Below are 22,834 nucleotides of genomic sequence, written 5' to 3'. Positions count from 1 at the left end.
GCCTTCCCGGCTAAAGCCGGTCCTACAAGGTGCCGCAGTAACAATAGCAAGCGGCAGTTTACTGGCACTTTGACTGGCTTGCTCGGTTTTGATTCACCAAACCGTTGAGTTAATTGAGCCGCCACCAATCCGGCAGTAACCGTTGCACGCGGGGCTCGGCAAAGCGGTCGTCGATCAGCATCACCACGCCGCGGTCGTCACGGGTGCGGATCACCCGCCCGGCCGCCTGCACAACCTTTTGCAGCCCCGGATACAGGTAGGTGTAATCGTAGCCCGCGCCGAACAAGGCAGCCATGCGCTGTTTGAACTGCTCGTTGACCGGGTTGAGCTGGGCCAGCCCCAAGGTGGCGATAAAGGCGCCAATCAGGCGTGCCCCTGGCAGGTCGATGCCTTCACCGAACGCGCCACCGAGCACGGCAAAACCGATGCCCTGGCTGTGCGGGGTGAAGCGTTGCACAAAAGCCTGACGCTCGGCCTCGCTCATGCCCTTGGCCTGGCTCCACACCGGCAACTGCGGATGAAGCGTGCGCAGCAGCTCGAGCACCTGTTGCAGGTAGTCGAAACTGCTGAAGAACGCCAGGTAATTGCCAGGCCGTGCCCGATACTGCTCGGCCAGCAGCTCGACGATCGGCGCCAGTGATGCCTGGCGATGGTTGTAGCGGGTGGAAATGCGGCTGACGATCTGCACCTGCAACTGGTCGGGGTCGAATGGCGACTCGACGTCGATCCACACCGTCCCGGTCGGCAAACCCAATAGGTCGCTATAGAACGACTGCGGCCTGAGGGTTGCAGAAAACATCACCGTGCTGCGCGGCGCCTGCAAGCGCGGGCCAATGAAGCGCGCCGGCACCACGTTACGCAAACTCAGTCGCGAGCGGCTGCGCTGGCGACCAATGTCACGGCGGGTGATATCGAACAGAAAGTGCTCATCGAACAGCTCGGCGATACGTGCAAAGCCAATCAGCTCCAGATAAAGGTTCTGTAACTTAGCGTCGACCGCCAGTTGCGGGTTGTCGTTGAAGTGCTCGCTCAGGGCGGTGATACAACCAGTCAGGCTGGTGAGAAACTTCACCGGGGGTTGCTCATAGGCCTGGTACGCGGCGAGCTGGTCCTTGTTCAAGGCATTCCATTGACGGTTGAGCCGTTGCAGGGCTTTTTTGACCTTGTCCGGCGCGCTCGACGTCACCTCGGCCAGCATGTGTTGGTCCAGGCTGGCGCTGTACATGCCCCGGCTACGCTCGACCATGTTATGAGCTTCGTCCACCAGCACCGCCACCTGCCAGCCATTGAGCTGGGCCAGGCCGAACAGCAGAGCATTGAGGTCGAACCAGTAGTTATAGTCGGCGATCACCGCATCGGCCCAGCGCGCCAGTTCCTGGCTCAGGTAATAGGGACAAACCTGATGCGCCAGCGCCACCGCCCTCACCCCGGCCTGATCCAGCCACGGCTGTTGCAGTGCGTCATGCCGCGCATCAGGCAGCCGGTCATAGAAGCCTTTGGCCAACGGGCAGGCCTCGCCATGACAGGCTTTGTCCGGGTGCTCGCAGGCTTTGTCGCGGGCCACCAGTTCCAGCACCCGCAGCGGTAACTGCGGCGTGTGCCGTTGCAAGGTATTGAGCGCGTCCAGCGCCAACTGCCGGCCGGGGGTCTTGGCGGTGAGGAACAAGAGCTTGTCCAGCCCGCGTTTTTCAGTGCCGCAGCCGGGCATCGCCTTGAGCAGCGGGAACAGTGTGCCCAGCGTCTTGCCAATGCCGGTAGGCGCCTGGGCCATCAGGCAGCGGCCAGTGCTCACGGCTTTATAGACCGACTCGGCCAATACCCGCTGCCCGGCGCGAAACTCGGCATGAGGAAAGGTCAGCGCGGTCAGTGCCGCATTGCGGGTGGCCGTATGCCGGAGCTCCTGTTCGGCCCAGGCGATGAACAACTGGCACTGGTGCTCAAAGAACGCCTGCAGCTCTTTGCGCTTGATTACCTGACGGATCGGGGTTTCTTTTTCGCTGACCACGTTGAAGTACACCAGCACCACCGTGACCTGCTGCAGGTCGAGTTGCTGGCACAGCAGCCAGCCGTACACTTTGGCCTGGGCCCAGTGCAATTGCCGGTGGTTATCGGGCATGGCGGCGAGATCACCACGGTAGGTCTTGACCTCTTCGAGCTGACGCAGCACCGGGTCATAGCCATCGGCGCGGCCGCGTACTGTAAGCGCGCCGTAGTCGCCGCTCAGGCTCAGTTCGGTCTGATAGCGATCGCCGCGCCGGGCGGCTACTTTCTGATGGCCGACAATCCCTTCCTGGGCGGTGGGTGATGGTGTGAAGCGCAGGTCCAAGTCTCCGGTCTTGGCGGTGAATTCACACAAGGCACGTACCGCGACGCTGTAGCGAGTGCTGCTGGCGGGAACAGGATTTGCTGGAGATACGGCGGAATTCAAGCGCGGCTACCGGAGTGCGGGGCGGTCAGGAGACACTGGATGGCTGCACAGTAACCAGCCGACAGGAGGCTGGCAAATGGAAATGGATCGATGGTTCAGGGAAAGCCCCTCGATCTGATTGTGCTGCGCGACAGCGCGGCGCCGGGCGACGGGTGATCTCCCGGCGAGCTGGCGTCGTAGCTGCTTTTTGAGCACGGCACACGTCCGCTGGAAAACCAGAAATCAGAAATTCGCCGGCGTGTTGGCGCTGATGATTTCGGCCTCGTCCTGACCGATGTTGCGAAACCGATGGGGCAAGGTGGTCGGGATGTAGTAGCCGTCACCGGGGCCGAGGGTGTGGATCTGGCCGTCAATGGTCAGCTCGATGGTGCCGCGGGTTACCAGGCCGCACTCTTCGCCTTCGGCATGCACGATCGGTTCGTCACCGGAGTCTGCGCCGGGCGCGTAGAGTTCGCGCAGCAGGCGCATTTGCCGCTCTGGCAGGGTGGCGCCGATCAACAGCAAACGCAGGCCGTCGCGGCCCAGGTCGGGCTGGTCACCGGCGCGGAACACATAACGCTCGTTGACCTGCCCCGGCGGCTGATCGAAGGTGAAGAACTCCGCCAGGCTCATGGGAATGCCTTCGAGCAGTTTTTTCAGTGAACTGACCGAGGGGCTGACGCGGTTCTGCTCGATCAGCGAGATGGTCGCGTTGGTCACGCCGCTGCGTCTGGCGAGCTCGCGTTGTGACAGTTTGTGGCTTTCGCGAACCAGCTTGAGTCGTGCGCCTGTGTCCATAACCGCCTTTTCTGGAAACAATTGATCAGAGCCGGGTATTAAATCACGAATCCCCGGCTGCACCGCATCCTCATACCAGATTGCTCACCACCCGCAGTGCCAGACCTTCATAGGCATCCAGATTGATGGTGAACTCGCCCTGCTCGGTCAGGTCGCCTTCGACCCGCTCGTTGATGATGTCCACCACCGGTCCAGGAATGATATCTGCCGGCAGGTGCAGGGTTTCGGTGATCGGCTGGTTGCTGAAGTTCAGCGCCGTGATCTGGGTGCCCTTGGCGGCGGGCAGTTCGTGGACCATGACCAGCAAGCCGGGGTGTTCGACATCGGGAATCAGAATCTGCTTGCTGGCCGCAATGTCGTAGGCGCGGCGCACCGCGAGGATTTTTTTCAGTTGCGAAGCAAACGAGTCTGGCCGTTGCAATTGCTCGGCCAGGCTGCCGTACAAGGTCCGCGCCTTGGGCATCCCGCCCCGCGACTGCTCGGCCTGCGGGTCAAGGTCCACCAGGTCATAGGCGCCACGATGAATCCAGCGGGTATCACCATCGCGCATCAGGTGTTCGACCTGTTCGGCAGCCAGCGGCAGCGCGCCGACCAGGTCCCAGCCTGACAGCGCAAATACGCCGGGCTGCATGGCATTGAACATCACCAGCAGCAGATGGATGTGCTGGATCTGGCGAATATCGTCCTCGCTGATGGTTTCAAGATCCCGAATGCCCAGCGCCGCGGTGATGATGCTCGCCGTGGTGCAGGACACACCGTTGGTGACGAACTTGAGGTTGTACGGCGCATGCTCACCCGCCAGGCGCTCATACATCTCTTCACGGATGTGCTCACGCAGGATGTTGCCCGGAAAGGTCTGGCCCTGATAGTGGTAGGTGTCGTGGGCGTGCAGGGTCCAGAAATGCACCAGCTCCAGAGTCAGCTCATCGTGGTTTTGCAAGGCATGAATCAGCGAGGCCGGGTCGATGCCGAACGCATGCACCTGGCGCAGCATCAGACGCAGGAATTCGGTACTGCCGGTCAGCAAGGCATGCTGGTAGGCCGGGCGGTTGATGAAGTCGTAAGACAGGTCGGCGCCGCCATGGGACATCGCCGCAATGTCATCGACGGTCAGGTTCAGTTCCTGAAAGCTGAAACCGCCGGCCTTGCGGATCGCGCCGCCGAGCAATTGGTTACCGGTGATCGACAGCGGATGGCTTTCCGACCAGGCCCCGCCTTCAAGCTTGCGCTCTACCCCGAGAAAACCGTTGGCATCCAGCCGCAACACCCGCGCGCCCATCACATCGATGGCGTGCAGCGCATCGCCGATAATCATTTGCTGCGCGGCAAAGCTTGGGTCAAGCCAGTTCAGTGATGGCTGGCCTTCCTTGAAGTAGTGCAGGTACACCCAGCGCCGGGCCTTGCCGTCGACCCCGACCACCACATCAGTGGCGCTCCAGTCGGTTTCCTTGACCCCCGGTTCGAAGAAGATCACCCGTTGTAACTGACCAACGATGTAATGCTTGTCACGTAACAGATCGACGGTTTCGGGCAGTAGGTTGACTGCATCACGGCCCTGAGGCACGTCGGGCAGCAGCGGCCAGTCCTCTTCGCGTATTTCGACCATGTGGTAAAGGCCGGGATAATCCTCGTAGGCCATCTCGGCCAGCCGAAAGTCCGCGCCTTTGCCGGTGTGCGATGGAATCACATCATCGACCACCACGGCATTGTGCGCGGCGGCAATACGGCTGAGATTGAGCAATTGCGCTTCATCGCCCAGGTCCGGGTCGATACCGAAGCTGATACGGTCGAAGTTGCCATCGACACTCGGGGTGCGCTCATAACCCTGCAAGCCCCCCGACAACTTCAACGGCCCGTTATGCACGCCCTGAATACCGATCTCCGACAACGCCCGCCACAACGACTCATCGCCTAAGGCTTCAAGCACTGAACCGCCGTCGCGAGTGATCATCGAGGCCGGATAGGCGGTGAACCATACTGAAGCAATCGCCGTGGCGTCGCGTGGCCGGGCCTGGGCAAACGGCCGCTGCCAGAGCCGGCCCTGACCGCCATAGGTCTTGGCCCGTTGGCGTGCCGCATTGAGCATCGATTGGTCGACCAGCCAGTCCACATACTGCTTGTCCGGTTTCGTCATGGCGTCCATTGGTCCGTTCAAAGTGGTATGACCAGGGCCGTCGGCCCCATGAAATCTTGCCTACTGTGTATGAGCCCTGTCGGCAGTATTCGTTGCATCGGGTTTGTCAGACCGCGTCTGCCGTCTGCTTGCCGCGCGCCTGAAACACCGAAGACTTTTTCAATGCGTCGATCACCACTGTCGCCGCGCTGGACAGCAATGAGGTGGGCCGCGCCACCACGCTGATTCGCCGCGTGACCGGCACCGGCAAGGTCAGGTATTCAAGGCCGGGGTTGGGCACCGGCAATAGCGCACTGGGCAAGACGGTCAGGCAGTGGCCCTTGATCACCAGATCCAGCAACGTGTCTAGGCAGCTTAGTTCGCCGCGATGGCTCAGGCGTAACTGCGCGCTGGCCATCTGGCTGTGCAGCCGCTCCTGGCCGGGATGGCGCCAGGCGACATAGCGCACCGAGCGCGCCAGATCGCTCAAGGGCGGCGCGGTTTTACACAGGTGGCGGGCGATGACCAGCACGTAGTGGTCGGACCAGCGATGGTGTTCGATGTGCTGCTCGTCAAGCACGGTGCTGGGCAGAATCAGGATATCGGCCAGCTCACGCTGCAAGGGGTCAAGGCTGGGATGCGGGTCGTTGCTATGCAACACGCTCAACTGGATATCGGGGTAGTTGCGGGCGAGAAAATCCAGAGATGCGCCGAGGTTGGTCTCCTGGACATGGGTGCTGTAATGGATGGCTACACGGCCACTGACTCCATTTTTTTTAGCTGCTCCAGAGTCGCCAGCATATTGCTCAGGTTCTGGGTGATGATCTGCCCTTCCGGGGTCAGGGTGCAGCCGGTGCGGCTGCGAATGAACAGGCGTTTCTCGAAGTAGTCTTCGACTTCCTTGATGGCGTAGCTGATGTTCGACTGGCTGCAACCGAGGATAGCGGCGGCTTCCGAGAACGAGCCATGCTGCGCGACGGTTTGGACGATCTTGAAGAAATGGGTTTTCATGGTTCCTGCACTCTGCATGGCAAGGGGACGCAGGCCTGTAATCAGGCAATGGGTAAGGAAGCTGGCTGAGTGACCCGCGCCCCGGACGAAGTCGTGACAACGGCGAGCAGGCCAGAGCGTGCGAGCTTAATCCGCGAGAGTCTGTAGCAGATGGCGCGAGCTTGCCCGGCGGCGCCGGGCAGGAAGTGAGCGTTTCAGTCGTTCTCGGTCCAGTCGAAATCCATCTGCAGCGCAGTACGCTCGGCCAGGGCACGGTTGTGCAGGCGCTCAACCAGGTGCAGGCTCATATCGATACCGGCAGAAATACCGGCCGAGGTAATGAACGCGCCTTCATCGACCCAGCGCAGGGTGCTGAGTACATCGACGGCAGGAAACATTTCCTTGAGGTCAGCGATATCTTCCCAATGGGTGGTAACCTGCCGACCGTTCAGCTTGCCCGTCTGTGCCAACAGAAATGCACCGGTACACACCGACGCCACCAGGCGGCTGGGAATCGCCTGATCGCTGATCCAGTTGATCACGTCTTTCTTGTCCAGCTCAGCGGTGATGACCCCGCCTGGCACGATCAGGCAGTCCATGCCGGGGTGATCATGGATCGAGTAGTCCGGGTCGACCTTCAGCCCTGCCCTGGCACGCACCGGCGCGGTGCTGCGACCGACGGTGAACACGTTGAACAGCGGCTTGTCGTCGCGGCTGTTGCGGCTATGCATGCGGGTCGCGGTGGTAAACACTTCGTAGGGACCGGCAAAGTCCAGGACTTCGACGTCGTCGAACACGTAGATGCCGATATTGAGTGTCATGTGAGGCGGGCTCCCTTGGTAAAAACTGCACAGCAGTGACAGGGGCCAGATTACTGAGTAGCATCAGACGCAACTACTGTCGGTAACGCCAATATCCGGTCACATCGCGCCATGAAGAATCATCTCGTCGTCGCACTCATCTATAACCAGCTGTGCACCTTCGAATTCGGCTGCACGGTTGAGGTTTTCGCCCTCAAGCGCCCGGAGCTGGGCGTAACCTGGTACGAGTTCGCCACCTACGCCGTGGACGAAGGGCCGATCACCGCTGCTGGCGGTATCACCATCACGCCGACGGCGGGCGATGTGTTGCTGGAAAATGCCGACACCATCATCGTGCCCGGCTGGCGCGGGGTTGAGTCCGAAGTGCCACAAAAGCTCATCGACCAGTTGCAGGCCGCCCATGCGCGCGGCGCGCGGATCTGCTCGATCTGTACCGGCGCCTTCGTGCTGGCCGCTGCAGGCTTGCTCGACGGCCACCGGGTCACCACCCACTGGCGTTTTACCGATCTGCTGGCCAGCATGTACCCGGAACTGACCATCCAGCCCAACGAGCTGTATGTCGACGAAGAAAGCATCGTCACCGCCGCCGGCTCTGCGGCTGGCCTGGACATGATGCTGCACCTGGTCCGCAAGGACCACGGCGCCAAGGTCGCCAACATGGTCGCCCAGCGCATGGTCATCCCGCCACACCGCGAGGGTGGCCAGTCACAGTACGCCACCCGGCAACTGGTCAGCACCAGCGACGCGCCGATCTCCAACCTGATGGACTGGATCCGCAGCGACCTGCAACGCCCCATCACCATTAAAGACATGGCCGACAAAGCCGCGGTCAGCACCCGCACCCTGCACCGCAGCTTCATGGACTGCACCGGCCTGACCCCGTATGACTGGCTGTTGGGCGAGCGCGTGGCGTATGCCAAGGAACTGCTGGAGTCATCGCGGGTGCGGCTCAGTGAAGTGGTGGAAAAGACCGGGTTTGGATCGGAAGAGTCGTTCAGACGGCATTTTCGCAACCTGGTCGGGGTCAGCCCGACCAGTTACAGGAAGCAGTTTGCGCGGGCTTGAGGTTTAAACATAAAACTGTTCGGTAGGCCGGTAGGCGGCTCCATGGGGCCCTGCAAGTCGTTCGGTTTGTCTGTGGGCATGCCATAGCCCTCGCTGGGTAACGGAGCACTGGCCGACGACGCTCACCAAATCGGCGTATTAGCCACTACTGGAGTATCACGCGTACTCGGTGGGGGTTGGCTTGCCGACGGGTGCGCGGTCCTTATCCCGTCAGGATTGGTTTCAGCAGCGATACCTTGGCCGGCCCACTTGGCCAGCACTTGCTCTTATCCCTCGTGTTTAGCTAACCTGCGCGCCGCTCGCCGCCAAATCGGTGAGTCGGGTTTGGCGACCCTTCAAGCATTTGAGATTCAACAACACCGGCATGAGACATGTCGGTGTCTTGTTGCGCGCGTTGCCATGCGTTATGGCGGCTGTGTGCGGGAGGCCTTCGGGTCTGCCGGGTTTCTCATTTGCCCCGGTTCGCCAACCCTCACACAGCTGCCACCCTTATTGTTTGGCGACGGTAGGCGGTGGCTCTCCAACTGAATAAATGAGAGCTTACTAATGCATACGTTAGATCCCATGGCCCCGTGCCATGACCATTTCGAAGCCGTCCTCTTCTTCCGCCACCACCGTCTGCTGCGCGCCGTCTACCGCGATGCCCAGGCGTGGTTCTGTCTGCCCGATATCTCGCGAATGATGGGCGCCCGGCTGGATGAGCGGGCTACCGTCAAGCTTGATCCCGACCAGCGCCGCATGGGCTGGGTAGAGGCCCATGGCCGTCTGGAGAAGTGCGTACTGGTCAGCGAATCGGGCGTCTATGCCCTGCTGATTCACCACTACATCCCCGAAAACCGCGCCTTGCGCCAATGGCTGGCCCATGAAGTGCTGCCGCAACTGCGCCGCCTGGATGACGGCTCGGGTGACGAACCGTGCCTGACCCGCCTGAACTGGCTGGGCAGCTCGCTGCTGATGCTGCACTGGCGCGACAAGTCCTGGGTGCGCTGGGAAGATATGCCGCAGGTGCTGCCTCACCTGCCCGTCCGCAAGCCCGGCTTATGGAACTGGGTGCTCGGGTCATTGCGGTCTGATGACCGTCGCTAAGCCCAATACTGTTCGGTGACACCCTGCATACCTCTGTGGGAGCTACCTTGGTAGCGAAGAGGCCGGTAATGTTCTTGCATCTATTGCAAATGTGCCGCCCTCTTCGTTGTGGCTCAGCACTCCGACAAACGGAGCGCCGAGCGGCCACTCTCTCCGGGGCGGCGGTGCTTATCTGCACTGTCATTCTCAACCGAAACAAACCAGCGTTTTACGCTGTGCCCCCAGCTCGCTACGCAGCCATGCTGGAGTTGATCGACAATATGCGTCTTGCTGAAATTGTGAAGTCTCGGCAAGGTGAGCCTGCGGTAACCGTTGAGACTCACGATTTGATTGCTCAAGCCGCCAGTGATGCCGATGGCCATTTTTGAGTTCAATATCAAAGTCTTCAGTCGAGCAAGCTGGATGCAACAATCCACCAATGCAGCGCTCAAAGCGCCAGACCGCCAGCCAAATCTGCAATATCCACCGCAACATCCCCTGAGCAGGCAGCGCCCGCGCGCATGCGGCGCAGCATCTGCCTGACGACCACTACTTCCCGAGCTACCACCGCAGGCTCGTCGTAATGCTCGTCCAGTTCATGGTTCAGCAGGTCGACATTATTTAGCGCAGCATTGGCCGCCGCCTGTAAAAGCTCGGGGTCTGGCTCATGAGCGAACGACAGCAGATACCACAAAGCAATCATCAGGTTCTGGGCATAGGCGCCCTCCTGCTGCGCATACTCTTGACATCCTCCCCGGCCTGAAGGCCGGAGATTCCTACGGCGCTCAGGCGCGGCATCGAGCCGCCCCTGAGTCGCTTCGGTGGGTTCCTGCTGCTGGCGCCATGACCTCTGCGCTCACTTCACAGGCTAACCGGGCGTGTCCCGCCCTTAGTACATTGATCGCCCCGACCACATCGGCGTTGCCTTCAAAACCACATCCCACACACCTGAACAGCGCCTGCGTCTGGCGGTTGGCCGCCGACACATGGCCGCAACACGGGCACGTGCGGCTGGTATCTCGCGGCGGCACGGCAATCAGCCAGCCGCCGCGCCACGCCAGCTTGTAGTCCAGTTGGCGGCGGAACTCGAACCAGCCCTGATCGAGGATGGCCCTGTTCAGGCCAGACTTGGCCCGAACGTTTCTTCCCGGTGCCTCGGCCGTGCCCGCCGCCGACCTGGACATATTGCGTACCTGCAAGTCCTCGATACACACCATCGCGTGGTTTTGGCTGATCGTGGTGGAGCACTTGTGCAGATAGTCACGGCGGGCATTGCCGATGCGCGAGTGAATGCGCTGGATGCAGGCTTTCGCCTTCTTCCAGTTGCGGCTGAATCTGACCTTGCGGCTCATCGCCTGCTGCGCTTTGCACAGCGCGGTTTCATGGCGTTTGAAGCTGTTCAGGGGTGCGTAGAACGAACCATCCGAAAGCGTGGCGAACCGGGCAATGCCCATGTCGATGCCGACTGCCGCACCCTGCGCCGTGGGCTGCTCATCGATCTGGCGTTCGGTCTGGATGCTCACGAACCACTTGCCACACGACTGGCTCACGGTGATGTTCTTCACAGTACCCAGCGTCTCGCGGCTGTTGCGGTAGCGCAGCCAGCCCAGCTTGGGCAGAAACAGGCGACTGTTGGTCTGGTCGAGCTTGATCTGTTTCGGGTCGGGATAGCGGAAACTATCGCGCTGCCCCTTCTTCTTGAACCGGGGAAAGTCGGCTCGCTTGGCGAAGAAATTGGTATAGGCCCGTTCCAGATCCTTGAGGCTCTGTTGCAATGGGTGAACGGGCGCATCGGCCAGCCATGCGGTTTGCGTGCTATGGCGCCACTCGGTCAGCAACTTGCACAGGCCCGCATAGCCGAGCTTGTTCTCGCCTTGCTCGTGACGTTCCTTCTGCAACGCCAGCGCCTTGTTGAAGACGAAGCGACAGGAACCCGCAAAGCGGCGCATTTGCCGCTCCTGCCGGCCGTCTGGCATGAGTTCGTACTTGAAGGCTTGAAGTCGTTGCATGCTGCTCTTGAGCCATGAGCAATGAAGACGACATTAGGCGCGGACGGCACGGTGTTTTCAAGATGCATGCCCATGGGGTCTTTGTAACGAAAGATCGCTGTAGAGGGGCATACTGTGTCGCCGTATTACTGCGCATCATCCTGTGGCGGTGCATCCATCGAACAGCAGCAGCCCCCACTGCGACCGAGGACGGCTACGCCGTCCGCGCTATCCTTCCCCGCCCTGAACGGCGGGGCTTGTCGCGCCTCGATGGTCAAGGCGCACACTGGTTATACGCTGCAGAAGTATCGGCATGACCTTCGGCCAATGGCGCCAACAGGCACGTCGGTATGCCGCCATGTACGTTTTTTCGCTAGTCCAAACAGCATCAATCCTCGTTCGGCACCAGCGGCGTATCCAGCACCTTCTGATAAAACACTAGATCCAGCCACTGGCCAAACTTGTAAGCCGCCTCGCGGATCACTCCGCTGCGTTCAAAGCCCATCCGCTCATGCAAGTGAATGCTCGCCTGGTTACCCAGATCGATACCGCCAACCAGCGTATGCACACCGCGTGAGCGTGCCTGTTCGATCAGGCTGCCCAACAGGTATTTACCCAACCCGGCACCGCGATGATCCGGGTGGATGTACACCGAGTGTTCGACGCTGTACTTGTACGCGGCGCGGGTGCGGAAGGTGCCGTAGGTGGCAAAGCCCAGCAGTTGACCTTGCTCGCCTTGCACACCGATGACCGGAAAGTTGCCGGCGCGCTTGGTTTCGAACCACGCCTTCATGACGCTGATATCCCAGGGCTGGTAGTCGTAGAGCGCAGTAGAATGGCGAATTTCGTGGTTGAAGATGTCCAGGATGGCCTGCGCATGGTGCTGTTCTGTGCAATCGATCATTTGCATTTATGACGCTTCCCGGCTAAAACACAATTAGAGACGATTCGTATCCTATAGTGGATTTTAAATCATGAGAAGCCCAACCGAGACGCCAAGATGACGGCCAGCCCACCCAGCATTGATGATCTGATCGCCCGGCGTATTGCTCACCTGCGCACGCAACAACGGCTGAGCCTGGCGCAATTGGCAGAACGTTCCGGCGTCAGCAAGGCGATGATTTCCAAAATCGAACGCCTGGAAAGCAGCCCCACCGCCGTGGTGCTGGGCAAGCTGGCCGCCGGGCTGGGCATAGCCCTGACCGAATTGCTGGCCGACGACACGCCCGATGATGCATCGCGGCTAAGGCGGCGCGACGAGCAGGAAACCTGGCGCGATCCGTCCACCGGCTATCTGCGCCGACAGGTAGCGGAGCTTGATGAGGCCAGCGGCAGTGAACTGGTCGAGATCGACCTGCCGGCCGGCAGCCGCATCGACTATCCGCGCTGGCAGGCCAATGCGTATCGGCAGCGGCTATGGCTGCTGGAAGGTGAACTGCAGGTCACCTATGGCGAGCAGGTCTATCAATTGCAAAGCGGTGATCACCTGGATTTCGCGGTGGATCAGCCGGTGAGCTTTGTAGCGTCTGATGCTCGGGGCTGCCGGTATTTGCTGAATATTCTGCATGCTCGGACCTGAGGCCGGCCCGGCAAGTGGCGCAGACCATCATCTTTTGCCGCTCTTGAACGCCAGCATCCCGCCCAGCACGACCATGATCGATCCACCCACGACCCACCTGTCCGGCACTTCGGCAAAAGCGAACACGCCCACCAGAGTGGCAAACACCAGCAAGGAGTAGTTGAACGGTTGCAGGGTCGAGGCTTCGGCGTATTTAAGCGACTGGATGAGTAGCAGTTGCGCGCTGACGCCAGTGACGCACAGCACGCCGATCAGGCTCCACTGCACAGGGCTGGGTTCAACCCAGTTGGCCAGGCCGAAACCGCTGGAGGCCAGTGCGCCGACCACGCCCATGTACAGGGTGTTGGTCGCAAAACTGTCAGTGCCGCCGATCTTGCGGCTGAGCACGTTGAACACCGCAAAACACAACGCCGCGGCCAGCGGGATCAGCCCGGCCAGATCAAAGGCAGCAGCGCCAGGGCGCAGAATCACCAGGGTGCCGGCAAAGCCGATCACCGCCGCGACGATCTGGCGGCGGCTGACCCGCTCGCGCAGGAAGATCACCGCAAGGGCGATGGCCAGTAGCGGGAATACTGCATACAACGCATGAGTTTCCGCCAGGCCCAGGTAGCGCAGGGCCAGGGCAAACAGGGCCAGTTCAATAACGCCCAGCAGACTGCGCAGTATCTGAAAGCCCCGATGGCTGCTGCGGGCGGCCACCCGCAGCCCACCTTGTCGCCAGGCAAGCACCAGTGCCAGCAGCACGAAGACCCAATAACGCATCATCACCAGTTGCGCAGCGGGCAGGTCGCGGATCAGCAGCTTGGTAATACCGTCCTGGCTGGCGAAGATCAGCATCGATAACAGGCACAGGGCGATCCCCAGGCGGGTGCGGTTGACAGGCGGGTTGTCAGCGGTGGTGAGCATGAGGGTGGCTGCATCCAGTCGAAAGATGCCGCAGGTATAAGCCAGGCAACGGATAGCCAATTGTCTATGGCGGACATCGGACGCAATCAGGTATGCACAGGTCGTTTCCGACGATCTGGCAGGCCGGGCGGTTGTCCGGCCCGGCCTGCTGTCGGTCAGTCTTCAGCCACCAGGTAGGTGCTGACCATCATCCGTGCCGGGCGAGCGGCCACGTAACCGAGGATCGCCGCGACCATGGCGTTGCCCTTGGACTCGTCGCCCAGCACGCACAGCGCCGCCAGCGCCATGGCAAAGCCGATGCCGACAAAGCGCAGCAGGACATTGCGATTCACCGAACGCACGCTGTCGCCGAGAAACTTGTAGGCCGGCAAGTACGCCAGGCTGATCAGGACCCCGATCAGCAGCGCGTTTATCAGGTACTGGATATTGAAGACACTGATGATCGCCACAATCATCAGCCATGCGTACAGACTCTCGATTACGTTGTGTCTGGACATCGACGCCTCCTGATCCCTGGTAGGGCTGTTGCCCACCCTCGTGTGGAAGAGCCCCCGTTGCGGGGGCTCATGAATCAGGTTAGGCGCTGTATGGCAAATGGGCCAATGGCCGATGACCGATTTTACCGGCCACGACCGCCCTACTCCCGTCCGGCGCGCCACTCGCGCAGGCGCAGGTTGGCCTTGGCACCGATGCTCAATAGCGGCTGGGGCGGCAGTTTCTTCGGCTGCTCGTAACCGCTGAGGATCTGCACCATCCGCGAATCCAGACCCAGCACATTCTCTGCCGCCGCAATACCGGCCGCGGTGGATTTCGACGCACCCAGGCCGTTGCAGGCTATGGCGGCGTACAAGCCGTTTTCGACCTCGCCAAACACCGGCACGCTGTTGACGGTCAGCGCCATCGGCCCACCCCAGCGGTATTGCATCTGCACATCCGGCAGGCCCGCAAAGCGTGTGGCGAACTTCTGGTCGTGGACCCTGCCCGCCGCGCGAATGTGCCTTTCGCTGATTTCCAGCCCCGCGTGGTACGAATACCGCGAGCGAATCAGCAGCCGGTCGCCCTGCTCGCTGCTGATCCGCCGCACCGTGGTGCCCATCGGCAAGGCTGGTGTGGCGGCCCAGTCACGCTGGCCACTGAGGCGCCTGGGATCGAACGGTTCGCTCAGCGACGCGTAGGTGAACACGTGCAGCAACGTGCCCTTGAACAACCCGAAGCTCTCGGCATGACCGTTGTTGGCCAGAATGATCTTGCCAGCGCTGACCGTGCCTTGCGGGGTCTTCAATTGCCAGGTGCTGCCGGTCTTCTCGAAACGCTGCACCGGGGTATTCTCGTACACGCTCACCGGCGCGCGCAGCCCATCGGCCACCGCCCGGATATACGCTGCCGGCTGAACCATCACGGTGCCAGGCATGAACAGCCCTGAGGTGTACATCGGGCAGCCGGTGACCTCATGGATCTGGTCGCCGTCGAGAATGCGGTGCGCCTCGCCCAGGCCGTCGAGCTGTCTGGCGTAGCTGCGGATGTGCTCATCGCCCTTGGCGCTGATCGCCACGCTGTAGCGACCGCAGCGGTCGAGAACCTCACGTCCCCAGCCAAACTCGTCGGCCATGTCGGTGGCCAGCCCAATGGCCGTGCGGTACAGGAAAATGTCGCGCCGGGCGCGCTCGGTGGAGGTGTCACCGAAGTCTTCGGAACTGACTTCGTGAGGCAGGTCGATGATGAACCCCGAGTTGCGCCCGGTGGCGCCCTCGCCGACCACACCGGCTTCCAGCACCGCGACCTTGAGGGTCGGGTCCAGTTGTGACAGGCGCCGGGCGGCAGACAGGCCAGCAAAGCCGGCGCCGATGATCGCCACATCGACACTGACCACGCTGCTCAACGACGGAGCCGGCTTGCGCTGCGCGAGCATGGCGACCCAGCCCGACAGGCTGTTGTGCTTGGGAAACTTCGATGCCACGTACATAGCTGCTGCTCCGCGACGGTCAGGCCAGGCTGGTTTCATAAGCGGCCAGCGGTGCGACCACCGCCTGCAGGTGCTGCAGCTTGTCGGCCGACAAACGGGCCAGCGGACGGCGCGGGTTACCAGCGGCGTAACCGGTGATTTCGGCGGCGGCATACACCGACTGCACATAATCACCCTGCCAGATCAGCGACATGAGCGGCTCCAGCTCACGCCAGATTTCCCGCGCGCGGTCCCATTGTTTTTCCAGCGCAGCATTGACCAGCGCCACACAGGTGCGCGGCGCAATATTGGCTCCGCCCCAGATCAGCCCGGCCGCACCGGCATATAGCGCGTAGGGCACCAGCGGGTCAGCACCGTTCATGGTCGGCAGACCGGTGCGGATCAGCGCCGCCTGGGCCGCCAGGTCACCGCTGCTGTCCTTGACCGAGACAAAGTTGGGGATTTCGCTCAGTTGTTTGAACAGCGAAGGCGTCACTTCCACACCCACCGCCTGTGGCACGTTGTAGCCAATGATCGGCAGCCCGGCCTCACTGACGGTGGAGTAGAAATCGATAATGCCCTGGTCATCGGTCGGGCCTTCGAAAAACGGCGGCAAGACCATCACGCCATTAGCGCCGACGCTGGCCGCGTGCCGGGTGCGCTCGACCACCTCGTCAGCCAGCAGTGCGGAGGTCTGGGCAATGATGCGGGCACGGCCATTGATGACCCTGGCGCCAAACGCTACCAGTTCCCTGGACTCATCCTTGCTCAGATACACATGCATGCCGGTACCGGAACTAAGCACGAAACCCTGAATACCTGCCGCGAGATAGCGCTCGATCAGTTGCTCGAAACGGGCATAGTCAATCTTGCCCTGAGCATCGAATGGAGTGGTGATGGCCAGGTTGATACCGGAAAACTGGAATGCAGACATTGAGTCGCGCCTCTTGTTGTTCGTGATGTCGTTGCAGGTCAGCCAAAACCAGGCCGCAGGCAGCCAGCAGACGCTGTCGAGAGATCGACAATGCCCGTTGCAAACCTGGTGGCTGAGCCTCGATAACGCAGGTGAGGAAGTTGCAAATAACCCCGCTTCAGCAAGTAAATGGCCTGCGCGGGCTGAGTTAAAGAGTAATTACGAACAGCAGAGGGTTACAGCGACATTTATGCCCATCAATTGATGAGCTGGCGTTATGCATTGGCTTCAATAAACTCGTCTGGCCTATCACTGGCGAACTGTTCCAGCAGCCAGTCGCGTAACACGCAACAACTGAGGTCGCGGCTTTTGGCCTCGTTGAAACTCAGGTAATGCCGGGTTTCACGGTGCACCAATTGTTCAGCCACCGGGCGCACCAGCAGACCCTTTTGCAGATACGGCTCGACCAGATAGTTCCAGCCCAGGGCCACGCCCTGATGGGCCAGGGCCAACTGGATCAGCAGGTTGTAGTCGTTGGAGTTGAAGTAATGCGGCGCATCGCTGGCGCGGGTCTTGATATCGATGCTCTGGTAGGCGAACCACACGCCCCAGTCGACATGTTCGGCAATCTGCGAACGGCCGAACGGACTGAGGTTTAACAGCGCGCCATCGCGAATGCCGGTCAGGCTGCGCAGTTGCGGGTGTTGTTCAAGGTATTGCGGGGTGCACACCGGGTAGATGACATCACAGACCAGCGGCTGGCTGTAATAGCCCTCGTGGGTCTTGGCGATCTTGCAGATGATGATGTCCGGGTTGACGCCGTTCTCCATCACCAGAAAGTTCTGGGTCACCACCAGATTGATGTCGATTTCCGGGTAAGCCTCGAAAAACGCCGGCAAGCGTGGACCGAGCCAGAAATTGGCAAAGGCCGAAGAACAACACAGCGTTACCACCTGCTTGGGGTTCTCGCTGCTGCGAATGCGGTCAGCGGCCTGGGAAATATTGGTAAACGACAACTGCACCGCATCGAAGAAAATCGCCCCGGCTGCGGTGAGTTCCACGGTGCGCCCGGCGCGATTGAACAGCGCGGCGCCCAGGTGTTCTTCCAGCTCGCGGATCTGTCGGCTGATCGCCGCCTGGGTCACGCACAGCGCCTCGGCGGCACGGGTAAAGCTCTGATACTTGGCCGCTGCCACAAAGGCTTTGACCGCCCGCAGGGAGGGCATTTTGATCAGTGCCTGATCGGGCTCGGTGTGTTTGACCATAACCTTAGGTAATCAATTGACTATAGAAAAATTTGATTTTTATACCTGATGCCTCGCCCTAGACTGATCGCAAGCAGCAGCGATAGCAGCGCAAGATTTCGCCAGAGCCTAGCTCAATTACCTGAAACCTTGAACAGATTAATTCAGGAATCCGCCCTGCGTGCAATAAACGGCCCACGCAATAAGAGCCTCAGCTTATTTGGAGTGCACATAATAATGTCCCGCATCAACGCTGTATTAGACCTGATCAAACAACGCAAGGCGCAACATGCACTCCCTGGTGCGGTTTATAACGACCCGGCTGTTTATGAGCAAGATCTTGAGCAAATCTGGCACCGTGAATGGATCTTTGCCGGGCATACCTTCGAACTGGAAAAACCCGGCCAGTACCTGACCCTGCAGATTGGCAGCTATCCGATCGTGGTCATTCGCGGCAAAGATGGCGAAATCCGGGCCTTCCATAACGCCTGTCGCCATCGCGGCTCGAAGGTCTGCACCGAGGCCAAGGGCAAGGTCGCCAAAATGGTCTGCCCCTATCACAAGTGGACCTTCGAGCTGGACGGCAAGCTGCTGTACGCCGGCCACATGGGCCCGGACTTCAACCCCGCTGATCACCATTTGAACCCGGCGCACTGCGAGGTGGTGCACAGCTATATCTATGTATGCGTGGCCAAGGTCGCGCCGGATTTCGAAAAATTCCGCAGTGCCGTTTCGCCGTTCATTGGCCCGCACTACCTGGAAGACTGCAAGGTCGCTTTCGAAGCCAGTCTGGTGGAAAAAGGCAACTGGAAGCTGGTCTTCGAAAACAACCGCGAGTGCTACCACTGCGACGGCACCCACCCGGAACTGCTCAACTCTTTCGTTGAGAACGTTTCGGTCCAGGGTCTGGGCGGCGAAGAGGATCTGGAACTGGCCGAACACTGGAACACCTGTGAAGCCGCAGGCCTGGCCAGCCGGATCAATATGGACCCCAATGGCCAGTTCCGCATGACCCGCATTCCGCTCAATCATGGCGCCAGCAGCTACACCATGGACGGCAAACCGGCCGTGGCCCGGCGCCTGGATCGCAGTGGGGTGAACAACATCGGTGCGCTGCTGTACTTCAACTACCCCTCCACCTGGAACCACTTCCTGGGTGACCACGCGCTGAGCTTCCGGGTGCTGCCGCTGGGGCCTGGTGAGACCGTGGTGACCACCAAATGGCTGGTGCCCAAAGACGCCGTGGAGGGCGTGGACTACGAGATCGAGCGGTTGACCAAAGTCTGGATGGCGACCAATGACCAGGATCGCATGTTGGTGGAAGGCGCGCAGGTCGGCGTGACCTCCCCGGCTTATCAGCCCGGCCCGTATTCGCCCTTGGTGGAAAACGGCGTCTGCCAGTTCGTCGACTGGTACAGCGAACTGATGATCCGCCGCCTGAGCGAAGCGGGTAACAACCGTATCGTCTGAGCCATACCTAAGCCGCTCCTACGGGCGATGAGACGATTGGAATCAGGCAATAACGCATCACCCAATAACTACAATATTAGCCCCGGTGCGTAGCTGTGAAGGGATCCACTTCCCTTACAACAGAAGTATCTGCGTACCGAACTGACTCACGTTCAATTTGAACGGACTGCCAATTTACCTGAGTGTGCGAAAGGATCTTCCTGCGCATGTTTGATTAATTGGTCATAACGATAACAAGAGGGTCGTATGAGCCAAGCGGACGAAATTCTTTCGGTCAACAATATATTCAAGGTGTTCGGTCCCAACCCGAACATGGCCATGGACATGCTGCGCCAGGGCGCCGACAAGAATGAGATTTTCAACAAGACCGGCCACGTGGTCGGGGTCTTCGATGCCAGCTTTTCAGTCAAGCGTGGCGAGATCTTCGTGATCATGGGCCTGTCCGGCTCGGGCAAGTCGACCATGGTGCGGCTGTTCAACCGGCTGATCGAACCCACCTCCGGCAGCATTCATCTCAACGGCAAGGAAATCACCGGGCTGTCGGACAAGGACCTGCTTAACGTGCGCCGCAAGGACATGGGCATGGTGTTTCAATCCTTTGCCCTGATGCCGCACATGAGTGTGCTGGAAAACACCGCCTTCGGCCTGGAAATTTCCGGCGTATCCGAGCAAGAGCGCCATGCCCGGGCCAGTGAAGCGCTGCGTCAGGTGGGCCTGGCCGGTCACGAATACAGTTACCCGCATCAACTGTCTGGCGGTATGCAACAACGGGTCGGCCTGGCCCGCGCGCTGGCCAACGACCCGGCGATCCTGCTGATGGACGAGGCCTTCTCGGCCCTCGACCCGTTGATTCGTCACGAGATGCAGGGTGAACTGATCCGCCTGCAGGCCGAGCAGCAACGCACCATCATTTTCATCTCTCATGACATCGAAGAAGCCATTCGGATCGGCCACCGCATCGCGATCATGGAAGGCGGTCGGGTGGTGCAGATCGGCACCCCGCAAGAGCTGATCAATCAGCCGGCCAACGACTACGTACGGACCTTTTTCAAGGGCTTCGACAGCTCGCGGGTGCTCAAGGCCGGTGACGTGGCGAAATTCGATCCGGCCAGCGTGTGCAAGGTCAACGGCAAAGCCGCCCAATTCAGCAGCGGCGGTTCGTACGGTTATCTGGTGGACGAGAAAGGCCAGTTACTTGGCGTCGTCGATATCGATGCCTCGGGCGCGGTAAGCCCCCACGTTGCCGGTTCCAGCCATGACCAGCACAAGCAGAACCCGGTGTACACCGACACCCCGCTGCACGAAGTGCTCGGCATCGTCGCCCGCCTGCCCTACCCGGTTCCGGTACTGGACCGTGGCGGTGCGTTCAAGGGCACGATTTCCAAGACCCTGTTGCTCCAGACCCTGAGCCGCGACTAAGCGCCCACGCCAAAAAGAGGTAGCCCCCATGTCCGAATTCAGCCTTCTCGATCCATTCCAGTCGATCACCATTCCCTTGGGTGACTGGGTAGAAGCCGCTCTCAATTACCTGGTACAAAACTTCCGCGAAGTGTTCCGCGCCATCCGCTGGCCCATCGATCAGGTGCTCAACGGCACCGAATACATCCTGCAAAGCATCCCGCCGAGCATCGGCATCCTGTTGTCGTCATTGCTCGGCTGGCAACTGGCGGGCAAGCGCATGGCCCTGTTGTGCTTTGTCACCCTGACCCTGCTGGGCTTGATCGGCGTGTGGTCAGAATCGATGACCACCCTGGCGCTGGTGCTGACGGCGGTGTTTTTCTGTGCGGTGATCGGTATTCCGCTGGGCATCCTCTGCGCCCGCAGTGACCGGCTGGAAAAGATCATTCGTCCGGCACTCGATGCCATGCAGACCCTGCCCGCCTTTGTGTACCTGGTGCCGGTGGTGATGCTGTTCGGCATCGGTAACGTGCCTGGCGTGCTGGTCACCATTGTGTTTGCCCTGCCGCCGCTGGTGCGGCTGACCAACCTGGGTATTCGCCAGGTGCCGGAAGACAAGATCGAAGCCGCCCGCGCCTTTGGCTGCACGCCCCGGCAGATGCTGACCCGCGTCCAGTTGCCGCTGGCGACCTCGACGATCATGGCCGGCATGAACCAGACCCTGATGCTGTCGCTGTCGATGGTGGTCATCGCCTCGATGATTTCCGTCGGCGGCCTGGGCCAGATGGTCCTGCGCGGCATCGGCCGGCTGGACATGGGCCTGGCCACCGTCGGCGGGGTCGGCCTGGTACTGCTGGCGATCTTCCTCGACCGCCTGACCCAGGCGATGGGTGAAAGAACCGCCGCCGAGCCTGGCCGGCGCTGGTTCCATACCGGCCCGGTCGGCCTGGTGCTGCGAATATTGGGTTCCAACCCTTCTACAGGTCGGCGCAAGACCGCCTGATGACTCGCTCTTTTTGATCTGCCGCCCTTGGATAAAAACCAGAAGAAGGTAAGCAACGATGAACAAGATCCACGTTTCCCGGCGTTTTGTGCAGTGTGCGACCGCGCTGTCGCTGGCCATCGCCTCGCTGTGTGCCTCGGCCTCTGCCGAGAAACCCGGCGATGGCGTCAAGGTCACACCGATCTTCCCGCCGATTGCCGAGGAGCGTTTTCGCGGCGAAGTGGCCATGGAAGGCCTGCGTGAGCTGGGCTACAAGATCCAGGAGCCCAAGGAAACCGAATATGCCGTGATGATGGTTGCCCTGGCCAACGGCGATGCCGACTTCACCGTCCACCTATGGAACACCCTGCACGACACCTTCTACCAGAAGGCCGGTGGCGACAAGACCCTGGTCAAGGCAGGCGACATTCTGCCCGGCGTGCTGCAGGGTTACCTGATCGACAAGAAGACCGCCGAAGCCCACAACATCACCAGCCTGACCGACCTGCAAAAGCCGGAAATCGCCAAGCTGTTTGATGTAGACGGTGACGGCAAGGCCGACCTGACCGGCTGCAACCCCGGCTGGGGCTGCGAGCTGACCATCGATCACCACATGAAAGCCTATGGTCTGGAGAAGACCGTCAACGTCAACCGCGGCTCGTACTTCGCCCTGATGGCCGACACCATCACCCGCTACAAGGCCGGTAAACCGATCCTCTATTACACCTGGGTACCGCAGTGGATCTCGGGCGTATTGGTCGAAGGCAAGGACGTGGTCTGGCTGCCGGTGCCCAAGACCGACCTGCCCGGCGGCAACAACAGCGTAGATACGATGTACCAGGGCAAGAATCTGGGCTTTGCCGTGGACAAGGTGGTTGCCGTGGTCAACAAGGACTTCGCCGCCAAGAACCCCGCAGCACTTAAGTTCCTGTCGCTGGTGCAAATCAGCACCGATGACGAGAGCACCCAGAACCTGAAAATGCAGCAAGGCGAGAACAAGGCCAAAGACGTCACCCGCCACGCCAAGGAATGGGTCGCCGCGCACCGTGCGCAGTTCGACCAGTGGCTGCAGGCCTCACGCGACGCCGCCAAACAATAAGCCTGCTTGCCGGCCCCGTAGGAGCGGCTTTAGCCGCGAAGACTTCCTGATCGG

22 protein-coding genes are annotated in these 22,834 nt (G+C 60.7%); 8 read left to right on the top strand and 14 right to left on the bottom strand.

Translation table 11 applies throughout. The annotated features are described in order from the left end of the window. Window positions 1–109 precede the first annotated feature (109 nt). The 6 genes from NJC40_RS19080 to NJC40_RS19055 all read right to left on the bottom strand — a co-directional run bounded on the left by NJC40_RS19080 (window position 110) and on the right by NJC40_RS19055 (window position 7,129). Window positions 110–2,428, bottom strand: a complete 2,319-nt coding sequence (locus NJC40_RS19080) for an ATP-dependent DNA helicase (RefSeq protein ID WP_253142895.1) — start codon at window positions 2,426–2,428, stop codon at window positions 110–112. Window positions 2,429–2,650: 222 nt separating this feature from the next. Beyond that, window positions 2,651–3,205, bottom strand: coding sequence for a cupin domain-containing protein (locus NJC40_RS19075; protein WP_045490757.1), 555 nt, complete (start codon window positions 3,203–3,205; stop codon window positions 2,651–2,653). 70 nt (window positions 3,206–3,275) lie between these two features. Continuing rightward, on the bottom strand, window positions 3,276–5,339 hold the full coding sequence (gene treS, locus NJC40_RS19070) for a maltose alpha-D-glucosyltransferase (RefSeq protein WP_253142896.1): 2,064 nt from the start codon (window positions 5,337–5,339) through the stop codon (window positions 3,276–3,278). Window positions 5,340–5,445: 106 nt separating this feature from the next. Further along, window positions 5,446–6,066: a LysR substrate-binding domain-containing protein gene (locus tag NJC40_RS19065; protein WP_253142905.1), complete on the bottom strand. Its 621-nt coding sequence runs from the start codon at window positions 6,064–6,066 to the stop codon at window positions 5,446–5,448. Between the two features lie 2 nt (window positions 6,067–6,068). Beyond that, the gene (locus tag NJC40_RS19060; RefSeq protein ID WP_045490755.1) at window positions 6,069–6,329 is read right to left on the bottom strand and encodes a LysR family transcriptional regulator; all 261 of its coding nucleotides are present in this window, start codon (window positions 6,327–6,329) and stop codon (window positions 6,069–6,071) included. Window positions 6,330–6,523: 194 nt separating this feature from the next. Beyond that, window positions 6,524–7,129: a DJ-1/PfpI family protein gene (locus NJC40_RS19055; protein ID WP_253142897.1), complete on the bottom strand. Its 606-nt coding sequence runs from the start codon at window positions 7,127–7,129 to the stop codon at window positions 6,524–6,526. 111 nt (window positions 7,130–7,240) lie between these two features. Between NJC40_RS19055 and ftrA the strand changes: the two genes are divergently transcribed. The 3 genes from ftrA to NJC40_RS19040 all read left to right on the top strand — a co-directional run bounded on the left by ftrA (window position 7,241) and on the right by NJC40_RS19040 (window position 9,648). Further along, window positions 7,241–8,194, top strand: coding sequence for a transcriptional regulator FtrA (gene ftrA, locus NJC40_RS19050; RefSeq protein WP_253112986.1), 954 nt, complete (start codon window positions 7,241–7,243; stop codon window positions 8,192–8,194). Window positions 8,195–8,740: 546 nt separating this feature from the next. Further along, a complete protein-coding gene (locus tag NJC40_RS19045; RefSeq protein ID WP_253142898.1) occupies window positions 8,741–9,280 on the top strand; it encodes a BRO-N domain-containing protein in 540 nt (179 codons plus the stop codon). 239 nt (window positions 9,281–9,519) lie between these two features. Further along, complete coding sequence (locus tag NJC40_RS19040; protein ID WP_290447788.1) at window positions 9,520–9,648, top strand: hypothetical protein; 129 nt, start codon at window positions 9,520–9,522, stop codon at window positions 9,646–9,648. Window positions 9,649–9,707: 59 nt separating this feature from the next. On the opposite strand, the gene NJC40_RS19035 is transcribed toward NJC40_RS19040, so the two are convergent. The 3 genes from NJC40_RS19035 to NJC40_RS19025 all read right to left on the bottom strand — a co-directional run bounded on the left by NJC40_RS19035 (window position 9,708) and on the right by NJC40_RS19025 (window position 12,157). Next, entirely contained in the window at window positions 9,708–9,962 is a 255-nt protein-coding gene (locus NJC40_RS19035) for a hypothetical protein (protein WP_253142899.1), read from the bottom strand. Between the two features lie 82 nt (window positions 9,963–10,044). Then, window positions 10,045–11,268: an RNA-guided endonuclease InsQ/TnpB family protein gene (locus NJC40_RS19030; RefSeq protein ID WP_492180381.1), complete on the bottom strand. Its 1,224-nt coding sequence runs from the start codon at window positions 11,266–11,268 to the stop codon at window positions 10,045–10,047. A 367-nt stretch (window positions 11,269–11,635) separates the two neighbouring features. After that, window positions 11,636–12,157 carry a GNAT family N-acetyltransferase gene (locus NJC40_RS19025; RefSeq protein ID WP_253118146.1) on the bottom strand — a complete coding sequence of 174 codons (522 nt, stop codon included), beginning with the start codon at window positions 12,155–12,157 and terminating at the stop codon, window positions 11,636–11,638. A gap of 90 nt (window positions 12,158–12,247) precedes the next feature. On the opposite strand from NJC40_RS19025, the gene NJC40_RS19020 reads away from it, so the two are divergent. Next, entirely contained in the window at window positions 12,248–12,826 is a 579-nt protein-coding gene (locus NJC40_RS19020; protein ID WP_253142999.1) for a helix-turn-helix domain-containing protein, read from the top strand. A gap of 27 nt (window positions 12,827–12,853) precedes the next feature. Here NJC40_RS19020 and NJC40_RS19015 read toward each other — a convergent pair whose 3' ends face one another. From NJC40_RS19015 to NJC40_RS18995, 5 genes are all read right to left on the bottom strand, one after another. Next, window positions 12,854–13,732 (bottom strand): DMT family transporter, encoded by an 879-nt coding sequence (locus tag NJC40_RS19015; protein ID WP_253118148.1) that lies wholly within the window; start codon window positions 13,730–13,732, stop codon window positions 12,854–12,856. Between the two features lie 155 nt (window positions 13,733–13,887). Beyond that, on the bottom strand, window positions 13,888–14,229 hold the full coding sequence (locus tag NJC40_RS19010) for a hypothetical protein (RefSeq protein ID WP_045490728.1): 342 nt from the start codon (window positions 14,227–14,229) through the stop codon (window positions 13,888–13,890). Window positions 14,230–14,369: 140 nt separating this feature from the next. Then, window positions 14,370–15,695: an NAD(P)/FAD-dependent oxidoreductase gene (locus tag NJC40_RS19005; protein WP_253143000.1), complete on the bottom strand. Its 1,326-nt coding sequence runs from the start codon at window positions 15,693–15,695 to the stop codon at window positions 14,370–14,372. A gap of 19 nt (window positions 15,696–15,714) precedes the next feature. Beyond that, complete coding sequence (locus NJC40_RS19000) at window positions 15,715–16,608, bottom strand: dihydrodipicolinate synthase family protein (protein WP_253143001.1); 894 nt, start codon at window positions 16,606–16,608, stop codon at window positions 15,715–15,717. A gap of 254 nt (window positions 16,609–16,862) precedes the next feature. Next, a complete protein-coding gene (locus NJC40_RS18995; RefSeq protein WP_253143002.1) occupies window positions 16,863–17,852 on the bottom strand; it encodes a LysR family transcriptional regulator in 990 nt (329 codons plus the stop codon). A 216-nt stretch (window positions 17,853–18,068) separates the two neighbouring features. On the opposite strand from NJC40_RS18995, the gene NJC40_RS18990 reads away from it, so the two are divergent. From NJC40_RS18990 to proX, 4 genes are all read left to right on the top strand, one after another. Then, the gene (locus NJC40_RS18990) at window positions 18,069–19,301 is read left to right on the top strand and encodes an aromatic ring-hydroxylating oxygenase subunit alpha (protein ID WP_253143003.1); all 1,233 of its coding nucleotides are present in this window, start codon (window positions 18,069–18,071) and stop codon (window positions 19,299–19,301) included. A 246-nt stretch (window positions 19,302–19,547) separates the two neighbouring features. Further along, window positions 19,548–20,720, top strand: coding sequence for a glycine betaine/L-proline ABC transporter ATP-binding protein ProV (proV, locus tag NJC40_RS18985; protein ID WP_045490718.1), 1,173 nt, complete (start codon window positions 19,548–19,550; stop codon window positions 20,718–20,720). A 28-nt stretch (window positions 20,721–20,748) separates the two neighbouring features. Next, window positions 20,749–21,702 carry a glycine betaine/L-proline ABC transporter permease ProW gene (proW, locus tag NJC40_RS18980; protein ID WP_045490716.1) on the top strand — a complete coding sequence of 318 codons (954 nt, stop codon included), beginning with the start codon at window positions 20,749–20,751 and terminating at the stop codon, window positions 21,700–21,702. Between the two features lie 58 nt (window positions 21,703–21,760). Beyond that, window positions 21,761–22,780: a glycine betaine/L-proline ABC transporter substrate-binding protein ProX gene (proX, locus tag NJC40_RS18975; protein WP_253143004.1), complete on the top strand. Its 1,020-nt coding sequence runs from the start codon at window positions 21,761–21,763 to the stop codon at window positions 22,778–22,780. Window positions 22,781–22,834: the final 54 nt, after the last annotated feature.

Source organism: Pseudomonas sp. 21LCFQ02, from assembly GCF_024129895.2.
Lineage (GTDB): Bacteria > Pseudomonadota > Gammaproteobacteria > Pseudomonadales > Pseudomonadaceae > Aquipseudomonas.
This window is presented reverse-complemented; position numbering and strand designations above follow the sequence as displayed.